The sequence below is a fragment of the Caulobacter sp. FWC2 genome (genome assembly GCF_002742625.1).
Taxonomy (GTDB): domain Bacteria; phylum Pseudomonadota; class Alphaproteobacteria; order Caulobacterales; family Caulobacteraceae; genus Caulobacter.
Genome location: NZ_PEBF01000001.1, coordinates 1,671,389 through 1,691,440, shown reverse-complemented (window position 1 = coordinate 1,691,440; position 20,052 = coordinate 1,671,389). Strand labels below are relative to the sequence as shown.

Sequence of the window (20,052 nt, the reverse complement as noted above, 5' to 3'; positions counted from 1 at the left end):
GTCGCATGCAGAGCCGCACGCATCTCAAGATGGTCCCCTTGAAGGCGATTTGGGCCGTGGTCCTGATGGCCGGCGGGCTTTCCGCTTGCGGGCACATCGACGCCGAACCGATCACCCCGGGTCCCCGACCGACCGCCAACTTCTCCAATATCGGTTACGCCGACTGGAGCGAGAGCGAGCCGTCGTACCGGTTCTACCCGGGCGACGAGGTCGAGGTGGCCGTGCCGTCGGCTCCTGAACTCAACAAGTCCGTGGTCGTGCAGCCCGACGGCCGCATCACCTTGCCGCTGGTCGCGCCGGTGATGGCCGCCGATCGCACCATCGACGAGTTGGAAGGCTCGATCAGCCAGGCCTATGCGGGCACGCTGTTGCGGCCTCAGATCCAGGTTTCGGTGAAGACGGCCACGCCGCTCAAGGTGTTCATCGGCGGCGAGGTCAAGAACGCCGGGGTGTTCGACATGGCGGGCGACAGCGACGCGTTGCGGGCCATCATCCAGGCCGGCGGGTTCACCAATGGCGCCAAGCGCAATCAGGTGGTGATCATTCGTCGCGGCCCCGACGGGCGGGCGATGATGCGGACGGTCGACCTGCTGGCGGGCCTGACGCGCGCGGGCGGCGCGGATCTGGTGCCGTTGCGGCGCTTCGACATCGTCTACGTGCCGCGCAGCGGCGTGTCGGAAGCGGGTCTGTTCATGCAGCAGTACTTCCGGGACCTGCTGCCCATCAGCTTCAGCTACGCGATCAACGGCAACGTCAACGGCAACTGAGCCGGTCCTCCACAGGACCGGCGAGCAGTCCGAACCCAGGCAGCTGGGTTCAGCCGTGGGCGAGCCATTGGCGGGCCTGACGCTGGGCTTCGGCGACCTCGTCGCTGGCCATCTCCTGCGACAGTTCCTTGCGGTAGACCTTGGCTTCGACCGAACCGCGCATGGCGGCCAGATTGAACAGCATGTGCGCCGACACGTAGTCCAGCGGCGCGCCACCTTGGCCGGTCGAGTACAGCAGGCCCATGCGGAACAGTTCGTCGCCGGTGGATTCGGCGGTCGGCAGCGGCAGCATCGCCACGGCGGCTGGCGGTTCTTGCATCATCATCATGGCTAGTCTCCTCTCTCAAGCTCGCCCCGCCGTTCTGACGGATCAGAGCCTGAGAGAAGAAAAGTCCACCGCCACTGAACATATAGTTAAGCGCGCGGACATCATGAACGCCACAACAAGTATACTAGTTATTCAAGGTGATTACTGGACGTAAACACGAGTCTACAGAGCGTTAACGGGCACGCTGGCCGAAAAGCACTTTTCGGGCCTCTTCCGCCGCTTTTCCCGATGCTTGCAGGCCGGCGGACCGCAATTCGGCGCCCAGCTTGAAGCCCTTCTGGACCGCTTCGCGCGCGCCGACGCGCTCGAACCATGTCCTCAAATTGGGGAACTCGTCCAGAATGATGCCCTGATTTTTCCACGGCACGATCCACGGCCAGCTCATGAAGTCGGCGATGGACAATTGGCCGCAGATGAAATCGCGGCCTTCCAGCTGCTTGTTGAGCACCCCGTACAGGCGGTGGGTCTCGTTGGTGTAGCGAATGGCGCCGTAGGCGATCTGGCGCTGGTCGGCGATGATCAACGCGGCGTACTGGCGGAAATGGTGGGTCTGGCCGGCCATGGGACCCAAGCCCCCCATCTGCCACATCACCCACTGGTCGATATTGACGCGGTCGCGCTCGGTCTCGCCGTAGAACTGGCCGGTCTTGCGGGCCAGGTACTGCAGGATGGCGCCAGACTCGAAGATCGAGATCGGCTGGCCGTCGGGACCATCGGGATCGACGATCGCCGGCATGCGGTTGTTGGGGCTGATGGCCAGGAACTCCGGCTTGAACTGCTCGCCGGTCCCGATGTTCACCGGGATCATCTCGTACGGCAGGCCCATCTCCTCCAGGGCGATGGAGATCTTCCAGCCGTTGGGTGTGGGCCAATAGTGCAGTTCGATCGGACGGCTCATTGGCCTTCCCTCCCGTTATCGTTGCTGGGACGGAAGATGGCCGCGCGCGCGCTCCCCGCCAAGGCTTCCTTGCGTAAAAGCCTGACGGCGGCGTTCAGGCTGGGTTCAGCCGAACAGGGCGATCGTGCGTTTCAAGGTCGAGGGAAGTTTCTAGGCGACGTCTCGCAGGCGCCGCCCGACCACTAGGAGAAGACGAGATGAAACGTCTGCTGCTCACCATCGCCGCCGTAGCCTCCGTGGCGGGCCCGATGGCTCTGACGGCCACCGACGCCGCCGCCCAGGATCGCGGCCGCTGGGAACACAATGACCGCGGGCGCGGCGACTATGATCGTGGCCGGGACTATAATCGTGGCCGGGATCATGACCGTCGCGACTACGACCGTGATCGCGGTCGTGGCGACTACGGGCGCGGCGACTATGGCCGCGGGGACCGTTGGGACGGCGGCCGCCACAACGGCTACTACTATAACAACCGCTGGTCCTACGGCCCGCCGCCGCCCGCCTATTATGGCCGTCCGGGCTTCCGCCCAGGCTATACCTCGTGGCGTCGCGGCGCCTATCTGCCCAGCTACTATCGCGGCGGCGGCTATGTGGTGAACGATTACTATCGCTATAGCCTGCGCCAGCCGCCCCGGGGCTACTATTGGTACCGTACGGGCAATGACTACGTCCTGGCCGCCATCGCGACCGGCCTGATCTTCGACGTCATCGCCAACCGCTAGACCTGACCTGCTTTTGCGGCATCGAGACGGCGTCCTGGGCTTTGCCTGGGACGCCGTTTTGCGGCCACAAGCGCCTCGACCCTGCCGCGAGTGAGGCCCAAGCGCCCGATTGCGAAGTCATTTCGACCGCATTGACGGGCCAGCGTAGGCCTCGCGTCACACAACGACGCTGAAGCAACACGGTCCCCACCATGAAGACCCTGCGCATCACCACCGCCGCCCTTACCCTGGCGGCCGCCGCCTATGCCGGCTCGGCCCTGGCTCAGACGACCTTGCCCCAGACCTCTCCGGCCAATCCGCAGCCGAGCATGACCATGCCGGCTCCGACCAACGATCCCTCGACGGTCGCGCCGACGACCGAGCCGTCCGCGCCGCCGGCCTCCGAGACCGCCACACCGGCCGACTCCGCTGGCGCGCCGACCTCGGCCACGGCGCCGGCCATGACCGACGAGAAGACCGCGCCCGCCGCCGACGAGAAGGCCGCCAAGAAGGCCAAGAGGCACAAGAAGACGGCCGAAGAGCCGACCCCGGCCCAGCCGCAATAATTCAAAGTTCGCATCAACGAAGAAGGGCCCACGGTTTCCACCGCGGGCCCTCGTCATGTCTGGCTGGTCGAGAAGCCTATTCGGCGACGCCGAGCTTCTTGCGCAGCAGTTCGTTCAGCGTGGCGGGATTTGCCTTGCCGCCCGTGGCCTTCATCACCTGGCCGACGAACCAGCCGAGCGCCTGCGGCTTTTCCTTCACGGCCTCGGCCTTGTCGGGATTGGCGGCGACCAGGTCGTCGATGGCTTTCTCGATGGCGCCGGTGTCGTTGATCTGCACCAGGCCGCGCTTCTCGACGATCTCGCTGGGACGGCCTTCGCCGGCCCACATGTGCTCGAAGACCTCCTTGGCGATCTTCGACGAGATCGTGCCGTTCTCGATCAGCTCGACCAGCTGGGCGATGTCCGACGACGGCAGCGGCGAGTTGGCGATCTCGTGGCCGTTCGCCGACAGCTTGGACAGCAGCTCGTTGGTCACCCAGTTGGAGACCAGCTTGGCGTCGCGGCCCTTGGCGGCGGCCTCGAAATAGTCGGCGCGGTCGCTCTCGATGATCAGCACGCCGGCGTCATAGGCCGACAGCCCATACTGGCTCTGCAGGCGCAGCTTCTTGGCGTCCGGTAGTTCCGGCAGGGTCGCTTCCAGGTCCTTGACCCAGACCGGGTCCAGGACAAGCGGCAGCAGGTCGGGATCGGGGAAGTAGCGATAGTCGTGCGCTTCTTCCTTCGATCGCATCGAGCGGGTCTCGCCCTTGGTCGGGTCGAACAGGCGGGTTTCCTGGTCGATCTTGCCGCCGTCTTCCAGGATCTCGATCTGGCGACGGGCCTCATACTCGATGGCCTGCTGGATGTAGCGGTAGCTGTTGACGTTCTTGATCTCGCAGCGCGTGCCCAGGTGGCTGAAGCTACCCGTCTCGCGGAACTTCTCGTAGTCGCCGGGGCGGCAGACCGAGACGTTGACGTCGGCGCGCAGGTTGCCCTTCTCCATGTCACCGTCGCAGGTGCCCAGGTAGACGAGGATAGTCCGCAGCTTCTTGACGTAGGCGGCGGCCTCTTCCGAGGTGCGCATGTCGGGCTTGGAGACGATCTCCATCAGCGCCGTGCCCGCCCGGTTCAGGTCGACATAGGTCGCGTTCGGATCCTGGTCGTGCAGCGACTTGCCGGCGTCCTGTTCCAGGTGCAGGCGCTCGATACGCACGTCGAAGGTCGTGCCGTCGTCGCGCTCGACCGTCACCACGCCCTCGCCGACGATCGGCTGGTCGAACTGGCTGATCTGATAGCCCTGCGGCAGATCCGGATAGAAGTAGTTCTTCCGGTCGAAGCGGCTCTTCAGATTGATCTGCGCCTTCAGGCCCAGGCCCGTCTTCACCGCCTGCTCGACGCAGAAGCCATTCAGGACCGGCAGCATGCCCGGCATAGCCGCGTCGACCAGGCTGACCTGCTCGTTCGGACCCGCGCCGAAACCGACGGCGGCGCCGGAGAACAGCTTGGACTTGCTGGCCACCTGGGCGTGGACCTCGAGGCCGAGGACGATTTCCCAGGGGCCGGTGCGGCCTTGGATCGTTTTGGAAGAAGTTGCTTCAGTCATCTCTTAGCTTCCTCCCTCCCCGGACGGGAGGGTTCGCCGCAGGAGCGGCCGGCTGACATCTCCTCCCTCCCCTTCATGGGGAGGGTGGCCGCGAAGCGGCCGGGTGGGGCTCGCGGCGCTCAGGGCGTGACAAATCACGTCCATCACGGCGTCGATCTCCTCATGCACCGCACGCCCCGGGAAGCGCAAGGTTTTGAAGCCCTCCCGACGCAGGACGCGGTCACGAAACGCATCGTGCTCCTGCTGCTCCGGCTCGTCATGGTGCGGGCCGTCCACTTCGATGACCAGCCGGCGATCGAAGCAGACGAAGTCGAGGATATAGCCTCGGAATGGAGCCTGCCGGCGGATATGGAAGCCGTCGCTACGCAGCTTCCGAAGCCGCGCCCAAAGGCGGACTTCGGCGAAACTCATGGCCTTCAGAAGAGTTCTGGCGCGTTGGACACTCACGGCGCTGCCCCACCCGACCGCTTCGCGGCCACCCTCCCCATAAAGGGGAGGGAGTATTCAGTGGAGCCTCAAGGGCGTCGAGTTAAAAAACGGCGCTTTCTTGTCACGATTGGCGCCATTGCGGGGCAGTGGAACCGTCGAGTTATCGCGCCGTTTATTTCTCGAACAGATCATTCACGGAGGTAGAAATGCCCACCGCTTACACTACCCGCCCCACTCTGAACTTCGATGCGCCGGAGCCGGTCGTCGCGGCCGATCCCAATGCTTCGGCGATGTTTCCGAGCCAGCCGGTCTATGCTCGCACGCCGAAGAAGAAGGCGTCCGGCAACCTGCCGCTTCTGATCGGTGTGCCGGTGCTGGCCGTCGCCGCTGGCGCCCTGATCTGGGGCATGAGCGCCAATCGCACCGAGGCGCCGACCGATCCGCAGTCGCTGCAGACCGCCGCCGCACAAAGCCCGGCTCCGGTCTCCACGACGCCGGTTCCCGCCAGCGCTTCGGCCACGCCGTCGCCGATCCCGCAGCCAACCGAGCTGGCCGGCAATGAACCGGCGGCGCCCGCCCCGCTCGCCCGCTCGGCTCCGCGCGCCGCCGCTCCGGCCCGTACGGTCGCCCGTCGCGCCGCGCCGGTCGAAACCAGCGCTCCGGACGCCTCCAGCGCCTCGGCGAACGTCAGCGCCACGGTCCCGGCCGCGCCGCCGACCGTCAGCGCCCCGATCGCCGAACCTGCGCCGCTGGTGATCCCGGCTCCGGCGGCTCCGGCCCCAACGCCGGAGCCCCAGGCGACCGTCCCGCAATAACAGGGTCCCACACCCTCAGAATGAAGAAGGGCGGCTCCACCGGAGCCGCCCTTTTCCTTAGATCACCACCACTTTTCGGCCTTGGCGGAGAACCCCGCCGCCTTCTCGACCGCTCCGGCGACCGAGAACACCGTGGCCTCGTCCAGAGGCTTGCCGATGATCTGCAGACCCAGCGGCAGGCCGTTAGCGTCGAGCCCCGCCGGCAGGGACAGGCCCGGCAGGCCCGCCAGGTTCGTCGTCACCGTGAAGACATCGTTCAGGTACATGGCGATCGGGTCGTTGCTGTTCTCGCCCAGGCCAAACGCCGCCGAGGGCGCGGTCGGGGTGAGGATCGCGTCGACCTTGGTCCAGGCGTTGTCGAAGTCCTCGGCAATGCGACGGCGCACCTTGAGGGCCTTGAGGTAGTAGGCGTCGTAATAGCCGGCGCTCAGCACATAGGTGCCGATCAGGATGCGGCGCTTGACCTCGTCGCCGAAGCCCGACGCGCGGGTGTTCTCGTAGATCTCGGTCAGGTTGGCGCCGTCCTCGCGCAGGCCGTAGCGCATGCCGTCGTAGCGGGCGAGGTTCGACGACGCCTCGGCCGGGGCCACGATATAGTAGGCCGGCAGGGCGTACTTGGTGTGCGGCAGGCTGATGTCGACGATCTCGCAGCCGGCCTCCTTGAGCCAGGCGATGCCGTCGGACCAGAGCTTCTCGATCTCGGCCGGCATGTTGTCGACGCGGTATTCCTTGGGGATACCGATCCGCAGGCCCTTCACCGACTTGCCCACAAACTGGGTGAAGTCCGGCACGGCGATGTCGAGGCTGGTCGAGTCCTTGGGGTCATGGCCCGACATCGAGGTCAGCAGCAGGGCCGCGTCCTCAACGGTCTTGGCGATCGGGCCGGCCTGGTCCAGCGAGCTGGCGAAGGCGACGACGCCCCAGCGCGAGCAGCGGCCATAGGTCGGCTTGATCCCCACGGTGCCGGTGAAGGCGGCGGGCTGGCGGATCGAGCCGCCGGTGTCGGTCGCCGTGGCGCCCAGGCACAGGTCGGCGGCGACGGCCGCGGCCGAACCGCCCGACGAGCCGCCCGGGGTCAGGGCCTTGTTGCTGCCCTTGCCGCGCCAGGGGTTGGTCACCGGACCGAAATACGAGGTCTCGTTCGACGAGCCCATGGCGAACTGGTCGAGGTTCAGCTTGCCCAGCATCACCGCGCCGTCGCGCCACAGCTGGCTGGTGACCGTCGACTCATAGGTCGGGATGAAGGTCTCGAGGATCTTCGAGCAGGCCGTGGTCCGCACGCCTTCGGTGCAGAACAGGTCCTTGATGCCCAGCGGCGCGCCTTCCAGAGGGCCCGCTTCGCCAAACGCCCGGCGGGCGTCGGACTTGGCGGCCATGTCCAGCGCCTTGTCCGGGGTTTCCAGGATGTAGGCGTTCAGGCCACGCGCGGCCTCGACGGCCTCGATATGGGCCCTGGTCAGTTCGACCGAGGTGAACTCGCGCTTGGCCAGGCCATCAAGGGCGCTGGCCAGGGTCAGCTTCGTGAGCGCGCTCATTATTCGACCACCTTCGGCACGACGAAGAAGTTGTTCACGGACTTGGGCGCGTTGCTGGTCACGCGGGCAGGATCGCCGCCCATGGTGACGACGTCCTCACGCAGCGGCAGGCCGGCGGCCACGACGCTGGTCAGCGGCTCGCAGCCGTCGGTGTCGACCTCGGCCAGTTGCTCGATCCAGGCCATGATGCCGTTGAGCTCCTGGGCCAGAGGCTCCAGGCGTTCTTCTGGCGTGGCGATGCGGGCGAGCCGGGCGACCTTCCGCACGGTGGCGGCGTCAATGGCCATGGGAGCCTCCTGAAATTCGAGTGCGTGGGTTAGCCGTGCGAGGGGCGCTTTGACAAGCGCTTCCCGGCCATCGAGCCGCGCGCAGGCTTTCTCATCGCCAAAAATTGGGGCGCATGGCCAGATTTCGCCAAGTCAGACCTTGAAGACTGTCGCGGCCTCGTTCGGCATGCAACGTTCGCTGAAATCCCGGAGGCGCGCCTTGAAATCGGTTCTTCTCGCCAGTGTTGCGGCCTGCATCGCCTTCTCGGCCGCCCAGGCTCAGACCCCGGACCGCGTAGCGTCCGGCAAGGCATGGTGGGCGCATATCGAATTCATGGCCGCTGACGCCCAGCAGGGCCGCCTGACCGGCAGCCCGGGCGAAAAGGCCTCAGCCGAATATGTCGCCGCCCGGTTCAAGGCCTTGGGCCTGCAACCGGCCGGGACCGAGGGCTATTTCCAGCCGGTGGCGTTCAAGGCCCAGCGCGTGCTGGCCGACCAGTCCAGCGTCGCCCTGGTCGACGGCGAAGTCGCCACGCCCCTGTCCCTGGGCCCCGACATGCTGTTGTCCGCCCGCCTGCCCCAGCCCACGATGATCGAGGCGCCGCTGGTCTTCATCGGCTATGGCCTGGTCATCCCCGAATATGGCCATGACGAGCTGGCGGGCCTCGACCTGCGCGGAAAGATCGCCGTGGTCATCAACGGCGGACCAGCGGAGCTTTCGGGTCCCGTCAAGTCGCACGCCCGCAGCGCTCGGACCTGGAAAGCCCTGGAGGCCGCGGGGGCCGTGGGCCTGATCACCCTCCCTACCCCCAAGGGCATGGACGTGCCCTGGACCCGCCAGATGCTGCTGGCCTCACAGCCGGGCATGTATCTGGCCGACCCGTCGCTGGGCGATGTCGCGGGCCCGCGCTTCACGGCCAGCGTCAATCCGGCCCAGGCGGCCAAGCTGTTTATCAAGTCCGGTCACGACTTCGCCGCCCTGCTGGCCGCCGCCGAGGCCGGACAGAAGCTGGAGCGATTCCCGCTGAACCTGTCGCTGCGCGCGAGCGTGAAGACCGAGGTCAGCGACGTCGCCTCGGCCAATATCATCGCCCGCCTGCCGGGGTCGGACCCAAAGCTGGCCGCCGAGAACGTCGTGGTCTCCGCCCATATCGACCATTTGGGCGTTGGCGCGCCGATCAATGGCGATTCGATCTATCACGGCGCCATGGACGACGCCTCGGGCGTGGCTTCGGTCATAGAGATCGCCCGGGCCATGAAGCGCCAGAAGGCCAAGCCCAAGCGCTCGGTGCTGTTCGTGATCGTGACCGCCGAGGAAAAGGGTCTGTTGGGCTCGCGCTATTTCGCCCTCAAGCCGACCGTACCCAGGTCCAGCCTGGTGGCCGACGTCAACATGGACATGCCCCTGCCGCTCTGGCCGCTCAAATACCTGCTGATCCAGGGCGCTTCGGAAAGCTCGCTGGGCGGCGAGGCCGACGCCGTGGCCAAGGCCATGGGCTACGCCCTGACCAGCGATCCGTATCCCGACCGCAACTCGTTCGTGCGCACCGATCAGTACAGCTTCGTGAAGGCCGGTGTGCCGTCCCTGGCCCTGAAGTTCGGATACCCGGTCGGCACGCCGGCCTATCAGATCGAGAAGGACTGGCGGACCAACCGCTACCACTCACCGGCCGACAACCTCAGCCAGCCCGTCGACCTGTCCGCGGCGGCCGACTTCAACGCCTATGTCACGGCCCTGACGCTGAAGATCGCCGACAATCCGGTGAAACCGACCTGGAACGCGGACAGTATCTTCAAAGACTCCGGAGCGCCGAAGCCTTAAGAAGCCGCCATGCCCGTTCTTTCCATCGAAGACTTCGCCGCCGCCCTGCCCGAGTACGCCGCCATCGTCGGCCTGGACCCTGGCGAGAAGACCATCGGCGTGGCCGTCTCGGACGTCACCCGCACGGTCGCCAGCCCCATGGCGCTGATCGAGAAGACCAAGTTCAGCAAGGACGCCGAGCAACTGTTCAAGCTGATGGACAGCCGCGGCGCCATCGGCATCGTCATCGGCCTGCCCATGAACATGGACGGCACCGAGGGGGTGCGCTGCCAGTCAAACCGGGCGCTGGGCCGCAATCTCCTGCGCCTGAAGCCCGACCTGCCGATCACCTTCTGGGACGAACGCCTGTCGACGGCGGCGGTGACCCGGGTGCTGATCGACGAGCACGACGTCTCGCGCAAGCGCCGCGACGAGGTCGTCGACAAGATGGCCGCCGGCTGGATCCTGCAGGGCGCGCTGGAGCGGCTACGAGGGCTTTAGAGCTCCCTGCCCAAGATTTCACGCTCGGCGACTTGGGTCGAGACACGCGCGGTCGGCTGATAGTCAAACCCTCCCTGTCGGCCGAACGACAATGTTCCGAAATCCCTCAATTTCTTCAACGCGCCCTGCGCGGCGTCAGTCGCACCAGAAAGGTAGACAGGGTAAGCACTCTGCGTCAGCCGACTGCCTTCCAGGACGAGATCACCCTCGAACAGGCTGTGCTTCGACGTATGGTCACGGAAGTCGCGATCGGCGCGCACCGCGCTTGCCCCCACGTGCGCGGCGTTCACTTCAACTGAGAAGTAGGACCGCCCCTCCACTTCGCCGTAGAAGTCCGAATGCATGGTCAGGCGCTTCCAAGCGCCCTCCGTGTCAAAATTGTAAAGCACATGCTGATCGAATCCCCGTGGACCAGCGTGGCTGTAGAACAGCGTCAACAAATCCACGGCGCTCAGCGCTTCCTCGTCATCGAGCCCAGCCAGAGCCAGCGCGCGGCGTACTGGGACGGTAGAGACAAGGCGACGGGTCTCTACCTCACGGAACGCTGTCTTAATAGCGATCATGCCTTTCCCGCGCTGCTCCAGTCCAACCAAGGGCTCGTCCAGGCGGAAGATCGCTCCGCGCGACGTCAGTGATGCAGCGACAGCCTCGTAGAGCACATGAAAGCCCTCACGAGGCCTGACCAATTCCCGGTTTGCCTTGACGGCGCGCTGTCTGGAAAGGCCGTTGCGCAAGGCTCCGCCAATAGATGCATGCTCGGCGATCCAACCCATGCGCTTACTGGCGAATGAAGCCTCCATCCGACTGGGCTCAACACCGTAGAAGCGGTACATGTAGCTGGCGAGGCCGGAGCGACGCACGAAGTGGCGGCCGAGCCAGTACTCCGCAAAGGACAGGGCGTTAGCGTCCCGCTTGCCAAACGTCCTGGCCATACCGACGGAGGCGGCCAGGCGTAGCCATTCGACAGGCCCAGCCTTGAGCACATCGTCTTTCAGCGATGCTGGATAGCGAACGACACGCCCTTGAGGTGTCAAGCGTCCGATTGTGTATTCGCCGGGCAGGTAAAGCGGCAGAATTTCGGGAAAATGTCTGAGGAAAGGAGAGTCATCCTGAAAGAAAAATGATCCCACGTCGAAGGTGTATTCCCCGATGTTTACCCCGATATGGTTGCCGCCGATCCGGTCAAATTCTTCTAGTACGAGGACGCTTGCGCAGCCGCTTTCAAGCAAAAGCGACGCTGCGACAAGACCCGATACGCCCGCGCCAAGCACGACGGCGTCGTATACTTCAAGATTTTCTTTTTTCACTGCCCCGCACGGGTCTCGCAACGGAATGTCCGCTCCCCTGACCCGCCCCCTACCTTTATTCAAACCCCTCTTTCCTTAACAAAAGCAACCCAAAAGGCATTACAACTGAAGACAAAAACCTAAGGGCGAATAGCGAGGCGCCGTTCTTTTCCCCTGACGCCAGAAAATCCGCGCTTTTTGGAATCCGCCTCTTATGGATAAGCTTGGTTAATTCGCGGGCGGGGATGGGCATGAAGGCCAGGCGGTTCGGACGATCCAGGCAGGTCGCCACGGCGAGCGCCGTGCTGCTCGTCGCCCTGATGGCCGGCTCCAGCCTGGCCGGGACAGGCGACGACTGCCCGCCCAATCCCGAGCCCGGCAAGTGCTACGAGAAGGTCTACCGGCCCGCTCAATACGAGAGCTATGTCGACCAGGCGCTGGACCAATCCTCGTATCAGGTCGAGGAGCGGCGGGTGCTGGTCCGCGAGGCCTATGTCGAGCGCTACACCGTCCCGGCGGTCTATCAGACCATCGACGAGCAGGTCCTTGTGCGTCCGGCCCACACCGAATGGAAGCGCGGCATTCTGCTGGACCGCACCCAGATGGCGCCCGGCCAGACCCGAATGCTGCCCAATGGCGAGGTGCTTTGCTTGGTCGATGTCCCCGCCGAATACCGCACCGTGACCCGTCAGGTGATGGTCTCGCCTGCTCATGTCGAGCAGCGCACAATCCCTGCCGAGTACCGCACCATGACCGAGCAACGTCCGATCCAGTCGGCCTACCGCACGGTCACCAAGCAGCGGAAGATTCGGGACGCCAGCTTCGTCTGGCAGGTCATCTCGTGCAACGGCGGCCTTCCCGCCAGACGCGACCGCTAAACGCGTTCAGCCGTGACTTGCGTTGACGGGGCCCAACATATCCCGCGACGCGAGTTCCACTCATTTCGGGGAGCGGATAACTCCCCTCCCTGGGGAAAAACCGAGACAACATTGTTCTGTCTTTGAATATGGTTAAGGTCGCGCCCCAGAACGAACCCCAGGTTCGCTCTTTGATGGTGTGTACCTGGGTTGAGGGCAACGAGGGGCTGGGATGACTAAAAAGGTCTTGATGGGGTTGATGGCGTTCGCCGTCGCCGGTTTGTCGGTCAGTTCGGCGATGGCCGACGGACGCAACTATGCGCCGCGACCGGTTCCGCGCTATGCGCCGGCGCCGCCGCCGCAGGGCTATCCGCCCCCCCGCCGCCGCCGTCGGGCCCGACCGGCATCGACTGCCTGTGCACCCGCGCTGTCGTCTTCTACGGCCCGACCTCGGGCTATGGCGACATCACCGTCGCCTCGCCGGGCGTCCGCGTCATCGGCGAGCCGGTGGTCGTGCCGTCGGGCCGCATCGATATCCAGGGCCCGCCGGTCTATGTCGACGCGCCGCCGGTCCGCGTGGCCGCGCCGCAGATCTACCTGCACCGTCCGGAAGTCTTCGTCCGTCCGTCGGCCGTGACGGTCGAGGCGCCGGAAATCCACTTCACGGGCTGCGCCGACGGCGTGCGCTGCGAACCGGCTCCGCCGCGCCACTAGGCGCACGGTTCGCCGAACAGAATCGAGGCGGGAGGCTGCGAGCCTCCCGCCTCTTTTCGTTGTGGAATGCTCTAGTGTTGCGGGACCGCGCAGAACTCGCGGGCTTCGCGCGCCAGGGCGAGGTCGCCGCCTTCCAGCGCGGTCTTCACCGCGTCGTCGCAGCGCTTTTCGCTGAGCAGGGTCGTGACATGGCCCCGCAGGGCCGCGGCGTTCAGCGCGGCTTCACGCAGGATCTGGGCTTCCTTGCGCTCGCCGGGCAGGCACGGCGAGTACCACTTGGCGTCGGCGCAGCGGGCGATCAGGCGCGTCTGGCGCGCGGCCTCGGCGCGGTTGTCGATCGGCGCGACGACGGGCGCTTGCGGCGGCTGTTGAGGCGCCTGCGGCCCGGGAACCGTCAGCGTGGCCGGCGGCGGCGGGACCATGGTGGTGGGCGGCGCCGGATCCAGTGGGCGCACGATCGTCGCCTGCGGGATCTGATAGTGGCAGACCCAGCCCTTCTCGGTCGTTTCGCAAGACTGCAACGTCGCCTTCGTCTCCTGGGACGACGGCTCGGCGGTCTGCAGCAAGGCGATCAAGAGCAACAGCATGGCCACCCCCGAGGAGCCTGTGCGAAACGCATGGGTCACAGTACCCACCTTAGACCTCCGGCAACAAGCGCAAGCGGCCCCGGAAGCGCGCGCCATATGTCAAACTTCGTGAATATTCCTGAGGACAGTCTGCGGCGCGCCGGCCCGCGCGCTTCCCTTCCCCGTCAAAGCCGCCTATGAGGCGAGCTCATGACGGCACCAGCCCATGACCCCGCCCGCGCGGCCATCGATGCGATCCGCGCCCGCGTCTTTGCCTTCCCCAAACGCCATTTCCTGTCCGCCGGCGACCTGAACGCGCCCCAGGCGGCCGATCTGCTGGATCTGGCCGACGCCTTCGTCGCCTTCAACCGCCAGACGTCCAAGAGCCTGGACCTGCTGCACGGTCGGACGCTGATGAACCTGTTCTTCGAGAACAGCACCCGCACCCAGAGCTCGTTCGAGCTGGCCGGCAAGCGGCTGGGCGCCGACGTCGTCAACATGAACCCCAAGACCTCGTCGGTGGCCAAGGGCGAGACCCTGATCGACACGGCGGTCACCCTGAACGCCATGCGGCCCGACCTGCTGGTCGTGCGCCACGCCTCGTCGGGCGCGGCTTCCTTGCTGTCGCAGAAGGTCAGCGGCCACGTGGTCAACGCCGGCGACGGCCAGCACGAGCACCCGACCCAGGCCCTGCTGGACGCCCTGTCGATCCGCCGCGCCTTCGGCCGCGTCTCGGGCCTGACCGTGGCGATCTGCGGCGACGTGCTGCACAGCCGCGTGGCGCGCTCGAACGTCTCGCTGCTGCACACCCTGGGCGCCAGCGTGCGCCTGGTCGGCCCGCCCACCCTGATGCCGGCCCAGGCCGAGCGCTGGGGCGTCACCGTCCACCACGACATGAAGTCCGGCCTGGCCGGCGCCGATGTCGTCATGATGCTGCGCCTGCAGCTGGAGCGGATGCAGGGCGCCTTCGTGCCCTCGACCCGCGAGTATTTCCGCTTCTATGGCCTGGACCGCGAAAAGCTGGCCCGCGCGGCGCCCGGCGCCAAGGTCATGCACCCTGGCCCGATGAACCGGGGCGTCGAGATCGACTCCGACGTCGCCGACGATCCGGCCGTTAGCCTGATCCAGGACCAGGTCGAGATGGGCGTCGCCGCCAGGATGGCGGTGCTGACCAGCCTGGCCGCGCGCCTGGAGGCCAGCCAATGACGTCCGCCCAGCCCATCGCCCTCGTCAACGCTCGCCTGGTCGACCCCGAGAGCGGCTATGACGGTCCCGGCGGCGTCATCGTCTCCGAAGGCGTCATCGCCGACGTCGCCAAGGGCCGCGAGTTCGGCAAGCTGTCGAAGGCCGTGCGCGTCATCGACTGCGGCGGGGCGCTGCTGGCTCCTGGCCTGATCGACCTGCGCGTCCGCACCGGCGAGCCCGGGGCCGAGACCAAGGAAACCCTGGCTTCGGCGGCGAAGGCCGCGGCGGCAGGCGGCGTCACCTCGATGGTGGTCCAGCCCGACACGGCTCCCGCCATCGACGACCCCAGCGTCGTCGACTTCATTCTGCGCCGGGCCCGCGACATCGACAGCGCCCGCATCCTGGTGGCCGGCGCGGCGACCAAGGGCCTGCACGGCGAGCAGATGGCCGAGATCGGCCTGATGCGCGAGGCCGGCTGCGTTTACATCACCGACGCGGGCAAGCCGATCGTCGACAGCAAGGTCATGCAGCGCGTCCTGACCTACGCCAAGGGCTTCGACACCCTGCTGGCCCACCGTCCGATGGACCCGTGGCTGGCCAAGGGCGGGGCTGCGATCGGCGGCGAGTTCGCCGGCCGCATGGGCCTGCCCTCGATCTCGCCGATGGCCGAGCGGATCATGCTGGAGCGCGACGTCGCCCTGCTGGAAGCCACCGGCGGCCGGCTCCTGGTCGACCAGATCACCTCGGCCCAGGCGTTGGAGACGCTTCAGCGCGCCAAGAAAAAGGGCCTGCGGATCAGCGCCTCGGTGTCGATCAACCACCTCTCGTTCAACGAGCTGGACATCGGCGACTACCGCACCTTCGCCAAGCTCAACCCGCCCCTGCGCGGCGAGGACGACCGCCAGGCGCTGATCGAGGCCCTGGCCAGCGGCCTGATCGACATCGTCGTCTCGTCGCACAGCCCGGCCCCGGCCGAGGACAAGCGCCTGCCGTTCGACGAGGCCGTGCCCGGCGCCGTGGGCCTTGAAACCCTGCTGCCGGCCCTGCTGTCGCTGTATCACGACGAGCGCATCGCCCTGGTCGACCTGATCCGCGCCGTCACCCTGGCCCCGGCCGAGCTGCTGGGCCTGCGCGGCGGCCGCATCGCTCCGGGCGCGCCGGCGGATCTGGTGCTGTGCGACATCGACGCCCCGATCATCGTCGACGCCGCCCGCCTGCTGTCGAAGTCCAAGAACTCGCCGTTCGACGGACGCCGCCTGCAAGGCCAGGTGCTTATGACCGTGGTCGACGGGCGTGTCGTGCACCGGGCGGAGGGGTGACGCCTTCGACGGCAGTCGCGGAAACGATTTCGAATATCACCGGTCTCCCATTGTAAAAAGACCCAGTCTCCAGCACTCTCCCCGCACGCGTATCCGGGGGGAGCCAGATGACCGCGATGGAGATGAGCCGTCGGCCCGCAGCAAGCGTCGGTCGCCGATTCTACCTGATCATGTCGCTGCTGATGGCGGCCGTGTTCGTGGGCGGCTTCTCTACGACGGTGCCGGGCGACTTCGCGCCGCCGGGCCTGCCGCTGCTGCTTCATGTCCACGGCGCGATCTCGACCTGCTGGGTGCTGTTGTTCGTGGCCCAACCCGCCTTCATCGCGCGCGGATCGCTGAAGCTGCACCGTCAGGTGGGCATGGTGGGCGCCGGGCTGGCGGGACTGATGGCGATCATGGCCTTGGTCGCGACGCTGTTCGCGATCCGCTACGGCCGGGTCCCGCCGTTCTTCCCGCCCGCCATCTTCCTGTTCCTGAATCTGCTGGGCGTCATGGCCTTCGCCGGGCTGATCGCGGGCGGCGTCGCCCTGCGGCGCAAGGCCGAATGGCACAAGCGTCTGATGCTGTGCGCGACCATCACCATACTCGGCCCTGGCCTGGGCCGTCTGCTGCCGATGCCGTCCTTCGGCGAGGCCGCGCCTCTGGTGATGTTCGGCGTCATCCTGCTGTTCGGCCTGGCCGGCCCTGTCGCCGACCTCGTGACCCGCAAGCGCGTGCACCCCGCCTATGCCTGGGGCCTGGCCGCGATCGTCCTCAGCAACGTGCTGGTCGCGCCGCTGGCCTTCTCGCCGCCCGGCCAAGCCTTGCTGAAACTGGTGCAAGGCGCCTGACCGCCGGTTTTGCCCCGGCTCCGAGTCTGCACTACACCTAGGCGTCACAACTCTCGCTTGCGCAGCGGTTGAATTCGCGCGCAACTCGCCTTAAGGTCGATCCGTGCAAGATCTCGCCGCCGCCACCTATCTGACGCTCGCCATCACCATCGTGGGCAGCTACCTGCTCGGATCCATTCCGTTCGGGCTGATCGCCACGCGGCTGGGCGGGGCCGGCGACATCCGCCAAATCGGCTCGGGCAATATCGGCGCGACGAACGTGTTGCGCTCGGGCCGCAAGGACCTGGCGGCCATCACCCTGCTGGGCGACGCCGGCAAGGGCGTCGTGGCGGTGCTGTTGGCCCGCTACCTGACCCACGGCAACGCGGCGGTGATCGCCCTGGCCGGCGGCGCGGCGTTCCTGGGCCACCTGTTCCCCGTCTGGCTGAAGTTCAAGGGCGGCAAGGGCGTGGCTACCTTCTACGGCGTGCTGCTCAGCGCCGCCTGGCCGGTGGGCGTCGCCGCCGGCGCGACCTGGCTGGCCGTGGCCTTCCTGCTGCGCATCAGCTCGCTGGCCGCCCTGGTCGCCGCCGTCCTGGCCGCGCCGTTCGCCCTGGCCTTCGACCAGCCCTATCCGATCATGGTGCTGTGCCTGTTCATGGCGGTGCTGATCTTCATCCGCCACCGCGAGAACATCGCCCGCCTGCTGAAGGGCCAGGAGCCCAAGATCGGCAAGAAGAAGGACGAGGCCCCGCCGCCCGTCATCGACGCGCCGTGATTCCAGGCCGGCTCTCGGACATCCAGCGCTTCGCCTGGCTGCGCCTGGCGCGCACCGAGACCGTCGGCCCCGTCGCCTTCGAGCACCTGATCGACCGCTACGGCACGCCCGAGCGAGCGCTATCCGCCCTCCCCGACCTGTCCCGACGCGGCGGCCGCGCCGTACCGCTGTCCCTGCCGCCGCGCGAGGCGGTCGAGCGCGAGCTTGAGGCCGGCGCGAAACTGGGCGCGCGGCTGATCTGCGGCTGCGAGCCCGACTTCCCGCCGCGCCTGGCGGCCCTCGATCCGCCACCGCCGGTGATCTGGACCCTGGGCCGCGCCGAGCTGCTGTCGGAGCCGTCCATCGCCATCGTCGGGGCCCGGATCGCCTCGGCCGCCGGCCAGCGCTTCGCCCGCCAGCTGGCCACGGACCTGGGGACCGCCGGCTATGTCGTGGTCTCGGGCATGGCGCGCGGCATCGACGGCGCGGCGCATGAGGGCTCGCTATCCACCGGCGCCGTGGCCGTGCTGGGCGGCGGGGTCGGCGACGTCTATCCGCCCGAGCACGACAAGCTGCACGCACGCCTCGCCGCCGAAGGCTGCGTCGTCTCCGAGAGCGCCCCCGACCGCCGCGCCCAGGCCAAGGACTTCCCGCGCCGCAACCGCATCATCTCGGGCCTGTCCCTGGGGGTCGTCGTGGTCGAGGCCGAGCTGAAATCCGGCTCGCTGATCACCGCCCGCCTGGCCGCCGAGCAGGGCCGCGACGTCTTCGCCGTGCCAGGGTCGCCGCTGGACCCGCGCTCGAAGGGCACGAACGACCTGATCCGCCAGGGCGCGATCCTGTGCGAGGGCGCCGAGGACGTGCTGCGCTCGCTGTCGGGCCAGATCCACCTGCGCGAACGCGAGCGCGGCTACGAGGCTCAGCCGGACATGGACATCGACCACGACGTCTTGCGTGAGCACGTCGCCGCCCTGCTCTCGCCGACGCCGGTATCGCGCAACGACCTGGTCCGCGCCGCCGCCGCGCCCGCCTCGGCGGTGATGGCGGCGCTGGTGGAACTGAGTCTGGCGGGGAGGGCCGAGTTGCTGGACGGCGGACTGGTGGCTGGTGTGTAACCTTCGTCGACCGTCGCGCGAACTCGTCCGAGTCGCGCGCACGTGACGATCAGGAACGCCGATGGACATCCAGGCTGTTGACGACATGTTCGCCGTGGCCGTCGCGGCCAGCGGCGAGGGCCGGCAGGACGACGCCGAGGCGGCTTTCCGCGCCGTCCTGGTGATGAGCCCCGGCCACGACGAGGCCCTGTTCGGCCTGGGCCTCAACCTGATGATCGCCAGGCGCTTCCAGGAAGCCGTCGAGCCGCTGGCGCTGGCGGCCCAGGCGCCGGACGCCGAACCGGTCCGCCATCAGTGCCTAGCCCATGCCCTGTTCCTGACCGGCGCCTTCACCCGCGCCGCCGAAACCTTCGCCGCCGCCGATGCGATCGCGCCCCTGCCTGAGAGCCCGCGCCTGACGTGGGCCCGCGCCGCCGCCTATGCCGCCCTCGACCAGTCGCCTGCCGAGGCGGCCCTGGACGTCTACGCCCGTATCGCCGGCCCGCTGGCCGAAGACCTGGGAACCGTCGCGCGGGAAGGTTTCGGCGTCCTGGTGGCCTTCGACCGCCTCGACGCGGCCCGCGCCCTCGGCGCCTGGCTGGAGGCGCGCGATCCGGACGACAAGATCCGCGCCCACGAGCTGCGTGTGCTGGTCGATCCCAGCATCGACCGGGCGCCGCCGGCCTATGTCGAGGCCCTGTTCGACGACTTCGCCGAACGGTTCGACCGCCAGTTGGTCGAGATGCTGGGCTACCGCGCGCCCGCTTTGCTGGCCGATCTCGTGGCGACCCGCCGCACGCGATTCGAGCGGATCCTGGACCTGGGCTGCGGCACGGGCCTGGCCGCGCCCTCCCTCGAACGGTTCGGCGCTGAACTGACCGGGGTCGATCTCTCGTCCGCCATGCTGGCCAAGGCCGTCGAGCGCGGCGGCTACGATCATCTGGTCCAGGCCGAGGCCATCGACTTTCTCAAGAGCCAGCCGGGCGCCTTCGACCTGATCCTCGCCGCCGACGTCCTGATCTATTTCGGCGATCTGGCCGCTCTGTTCGCGGCCGCCGCCGAGGCCCTCGCGCCTGGCGGCCTGCTGGCCGCCAGCACCGAACTGGGCGAGACAGGCTGGCGGCTCCTGCCCACGGCCCGCTACGCCCACGGCGACGACTATGTCGAGGCCACCAGCGCACCGGGCTTCAGGATCGTCGAGCGCCAGGAAATCCCGCTCCGCCGGGAGACGACGGCCGTCACGACCGGCTGCCTGTACCTGCTCGAACGGCTCTAG

21 protein-coding genes and 1 pseudogene are annotated in these 20,052 nt (G+C 67.3%); 14 read left to right on the top strand and 8 right to left on the bottom strand.

Annotation, left to right across the window (positions count from 1 at the left end):
- Nucleotides 1–5 precede the first annotated feature (5 nt).
- Nucleotides 6–767 carry a polysaccharide biosynthesis/export family protein gene (locus CSW62_RS08315; RefSeq protein WP_099576757.1) on the top strand — a complete coding sequence of 254 codons (762 nt, stop codon included), beginning with the start codon at nucleotides 6–8 and terminating at the stop codon, nucleotides 765–767.
- A gap of 49 nt (nucleotides 768–816) precedes the next feature.
- Here CSW62_RS08315 and CSW62_RS08310 read toward each other — a convergent pair whose 3' ends face one another.
- Nucleotides 817–1,095 (bottom strand): sel1 repeat family protein, encoded by a 279-nt coding sequence (locus CSW62_RS08310; protein WP_099576755.1) that lies wholly within the window; start codon nucleotides 1,093–1,095, stop codon nucleotides 817–819.
- Nucleotides 1,096–1,267: 172 nt separating this feature from the next.
- Nucleotides 1,268–1,993, bottom strand: coding sequence for a glutathione S-transferase N-terminal domain-containing protein (locus CSW62_RS08305; RefSeq protein ID WP_099576753.1), 726 nt, complete (start codon nucleotides 1,991–1,993; stop codon nucleotides 1,268–1,270).
- A 197-nt stretch (nucleotides 1,994–2,190) separates the two neighbouring features.
- On the opposite strand from CSW62_RS08305, the gene CSW62_RS08300 reads away from it, so the two are divergent.
- Nucleotides 2,191–2,715 (top strand): RcnB family protein, encoded by a 525-nt coding sequence (locus CSW62_RS08300; protein WP_099576751.1) that lies wholly within the window; start codon nucleotides 2,191–2,193, stop codon nucleotides 2,713–2,715.
- Nucleotides 2,716–2,906: 191 nt separating this feature from the next.
- Entirely contained in the window at nucleotides 2,907–3,260 is a 354-nt protein-coding gene (locus CSW62_RS26370; RefSeq protein WP_158235403.1) for a proteophosphoglycan 5, read from the top strand.
- A 76-nt stretch (nucleotides 3,261–3,336) separates the two neighbouring features.
- Here CSW62_RS26370 and gatB read toward each other — a convergent pair whose 3' ends face one another.
- Both gatB and CSW62_RS08285 read right to left on the bottom strand, forming a co-directional pair.
- Entirely contained in the window at nucleotides 3,337–4,842 is a 1,506-nt protein-coding gene (gene gatB / locus CSW62_RS08290) for an Asp-tRNA(Asn)/Glu-tRNA(Gln) amidotransferase subunit GatB (protein ID WP_099576749.1), read from the bottom strand.
- Between the two features lie 3 nt (nucleotides 4,843–4,845).
- Nucleotides 4,846–5,289: an endonuclease domain-containing protein gene (locus CSW62_RS08285; protein WP_099576747.1), complete on the bottom strand. Its 444-nt coding sequence runs from the start codon at nucleotides 5,287–5,289 to the stop codon at nucleotides 4,846–4,848.
- A gap of 188 nt (nucleotides 5,290–5,477) precedes the next feature.
- On the opposite strand from CSW62_RS08285, the gene CSW62_RS08280 reads away from it, so the two are divergent.
- Complete coding sequence (locus tag CSW62_RS08280; protein ID WP_099576745.1) at nucleotides 5,478–6,086, top strand: hypothetical protein; 609 nt, start codon at nucleotides 5,478–5,480, stop codon at nucleotides 6,084–6,086.
- A 62-nt stretch (nucleotides 6,087–6,148) separates the two neighbouring features.
- Here CSW62_RS08280 and gatA read toward each other — a convergent pair whose 3' ends face one another.
- Together gatA and gatC are read right to left on the bottom strand one after the other, a co-directional pair.
- Nucleotides 6,149–7,621: an Asp-tRNA(Asn)/Glu-tRNA(Gln) amidotransferase subunit GatA gene (gene gatA / locus CSW62_RS08275; protein WP_099576744.1), complete on the bottom strand. Its 1,473-nt coding sequence runs from the start codon at nucleotides 7,619–7,621 to the stop codon at nucleotides 6,149–6,151.
- Nucleotides 7,621–7,908 (bottom strand): Asp-tRNA(Asn)/Glu-tRNA(Gln) amidotransferase subunit GatC, encoded by a 288-nt coding sequence (gene gatC / locus CSW62_RS08270; RefSeq protein ID WP_099576742.1) that lies wholly within the window; start codon nucleotides 7,906–7,908, stop codon nucleotides 7,621–7,623. Before gatC ends, gatA begins: the two co-directional genes overlap by 1 nt.
- Before the next feature lie 199 nt (nucleotides 7,909–8,107).
- On the opposite strand from gatC, the gene CSW62_RS08265 reads away from it, so the two are divergent.
- A complete protein-coding gene (locus CSW62_RS08265; protein ID WP_233206633.1) occupies nucleotides 8,108–9,709 on the top strand; it encodes a M28 family metallopeptidase in 1,602 nt (533 codons plus the stop codon).
- Nucleotides 9,710–9,718: 9 nt separating this feature from the next.
- Nucleotides 9,719–10,189: a Holliday junction resolvase RuvX gene (ruvX, locus tag CSW62_RS08260; RefSeq protein WP_099576738.1), complete on the top strand. Its 471-nt coding sequence runs from the start codon at nucleotides 9,719–9,721 to the stop codon at nucleotides 10,187–10,189.
- Here ruvX and CSW62_RS08255 read toward each other — a convergent pair.
- Nucleotides 10,186–11,496 carry an FAD-dependent oxidoreductase gene (locus tag CSW62_RS08255; RefSeq protein WP_199170544.1) on the bottom strand — a complete coding sequence of 437 codons (1,311 nt, stop codon included), beginning with the start codon at nucleotides 11,494–11,496 and terminating at the stop codon, nucleotides 10,186–10,188. The two genes, ruvX and CSW62_RS08255, sit on opposite strands and share 4 nt — an antisense overlap.
- Nucleotides 11,497–11,726: 230 nt before the next feature.
- On the opposite strand from CSW62_RS08255, the gene CSW62_RS08250 reads away from it, so the two are divergent.
- Complete coding sequence (locus tag CSW62_RS08250; protein ID WP_143324355.1) at nucleotides 11,727–12,353, top strand: hypothetical protein; 627 nt, start codon at nucleotides 11,727–11,729, stop codon at nucleotides 12,351–12,353.
- A gap of 211 nt (nucleotides 12,354–12,564) precedes the next feature.
- Nucleotides 12,565–13,046, top strand: a pseudogene (locus CSW62_RS08245) (hypothetical protein).
- Between the two features lie 71 nt (nucleotides 13,047–13,117).
- Here the strand turns inward: CSW62_RS08245 and CSW62_RS08240 are convergent.
- Complete coding sequence (locus CSW62_RS08240; RefSeq protein WP_099576734.1) at nucleotides 13,118–13,633, bottom strand: hypothetical protein; 516 nt, start codon at nucleotides 13,631–13,633, stop codon at nucleotides 13,118–13,120.
- 189 nt (nucleotides 13,634–13,822) lie between these two features.
- On the opposite strand from CSW62_RS08240, the gene CSW62_RS08235 reads away from it, so the two are divergent.
- The 6 genes from CSW62_RS08235 (at nucleotide 13,823) to CSW62_RS08210 (ending at nucleotide 20,052) form a co-directional block, all read left to right on the top strand.
- Nucleotides 13,823–14,818, top strand: a complete 996-nt coding sequence (locus tag CSW62_RS08235) for an aspartate carbamoyltransferase catalytic subunit (protein WP_099576732.1) — start codon at nucleotides 13,823–13,825, stop codon at nucleotides 14,816–14,818.
- Entirely contained in the window at nucleotides 14,815–16,116 is a 1,302-nt protein-coding gene (pyrC, locus tag CSW62_RS08230) for a dihydroorotase (RefSeq protein ID WP_099576730.1), read from the top strand. Before CSW62_RS08235 ends, pyrC begins: the two co-directional genes overlap by 4 nt.
- Before the next feature lie 107 nt (nucleotides 16,117–16,223).
- Nucleotides 16,224–16,946 carry a hypothetical protein gene (locus tag CSW62_RS08225; protein WP_099576728.1) on the top strand — a complete coding sequence of 241 codons (723 nt, stop codon included), beginning with the start codon at nucleotides 16,224–16,226 and terminating at the stop codon, nucleotides 16,944–16,946.
- Between the two features lie 103 nt (nucleotides 16,947–17,049).
- Nucleotides 17,050–17,703: a glycerol-3-phosphate 1-O-acyltransferase PlsY gene (gene plsY / locus CSW62_RS08220; RefSeq protein WP_099576726.1), complete on the top strand. Its 654-nt coding sequence runs from the start codon at nucleotides 17,050–17,052 to the stop codon at nucleotides 17,701–17,703.
- Nucleotides 17,700–18,797, top strand: a complete 1,098-nt coding sequence (gene dprA, locus CSW62_RS08215) for a DNA-processing protein DprA (protein ID WP_099576724.1) — start codon at nucleotides 17,700–17,702, stop codon at nucleotides 18,795–18,797. The genes plsY and dprA overlap by 4 nt, the downstream gene beginning before the upstream one ends.
- A 61-nt stretch (nucleotides 18,798–18,858) precedes the next feature.
- Nucleotides 18,859–20,052 (top strand): class I SAM-dependent methyltransferase, encoded by a 1,194-nt coding sequence (locus CSW62_RS08210; RefSeq protein WP_099576722.1) that lies wholly within the window; start codon nucleotides 18,859–18,861, stop codon nucleotides 20,050–20,052.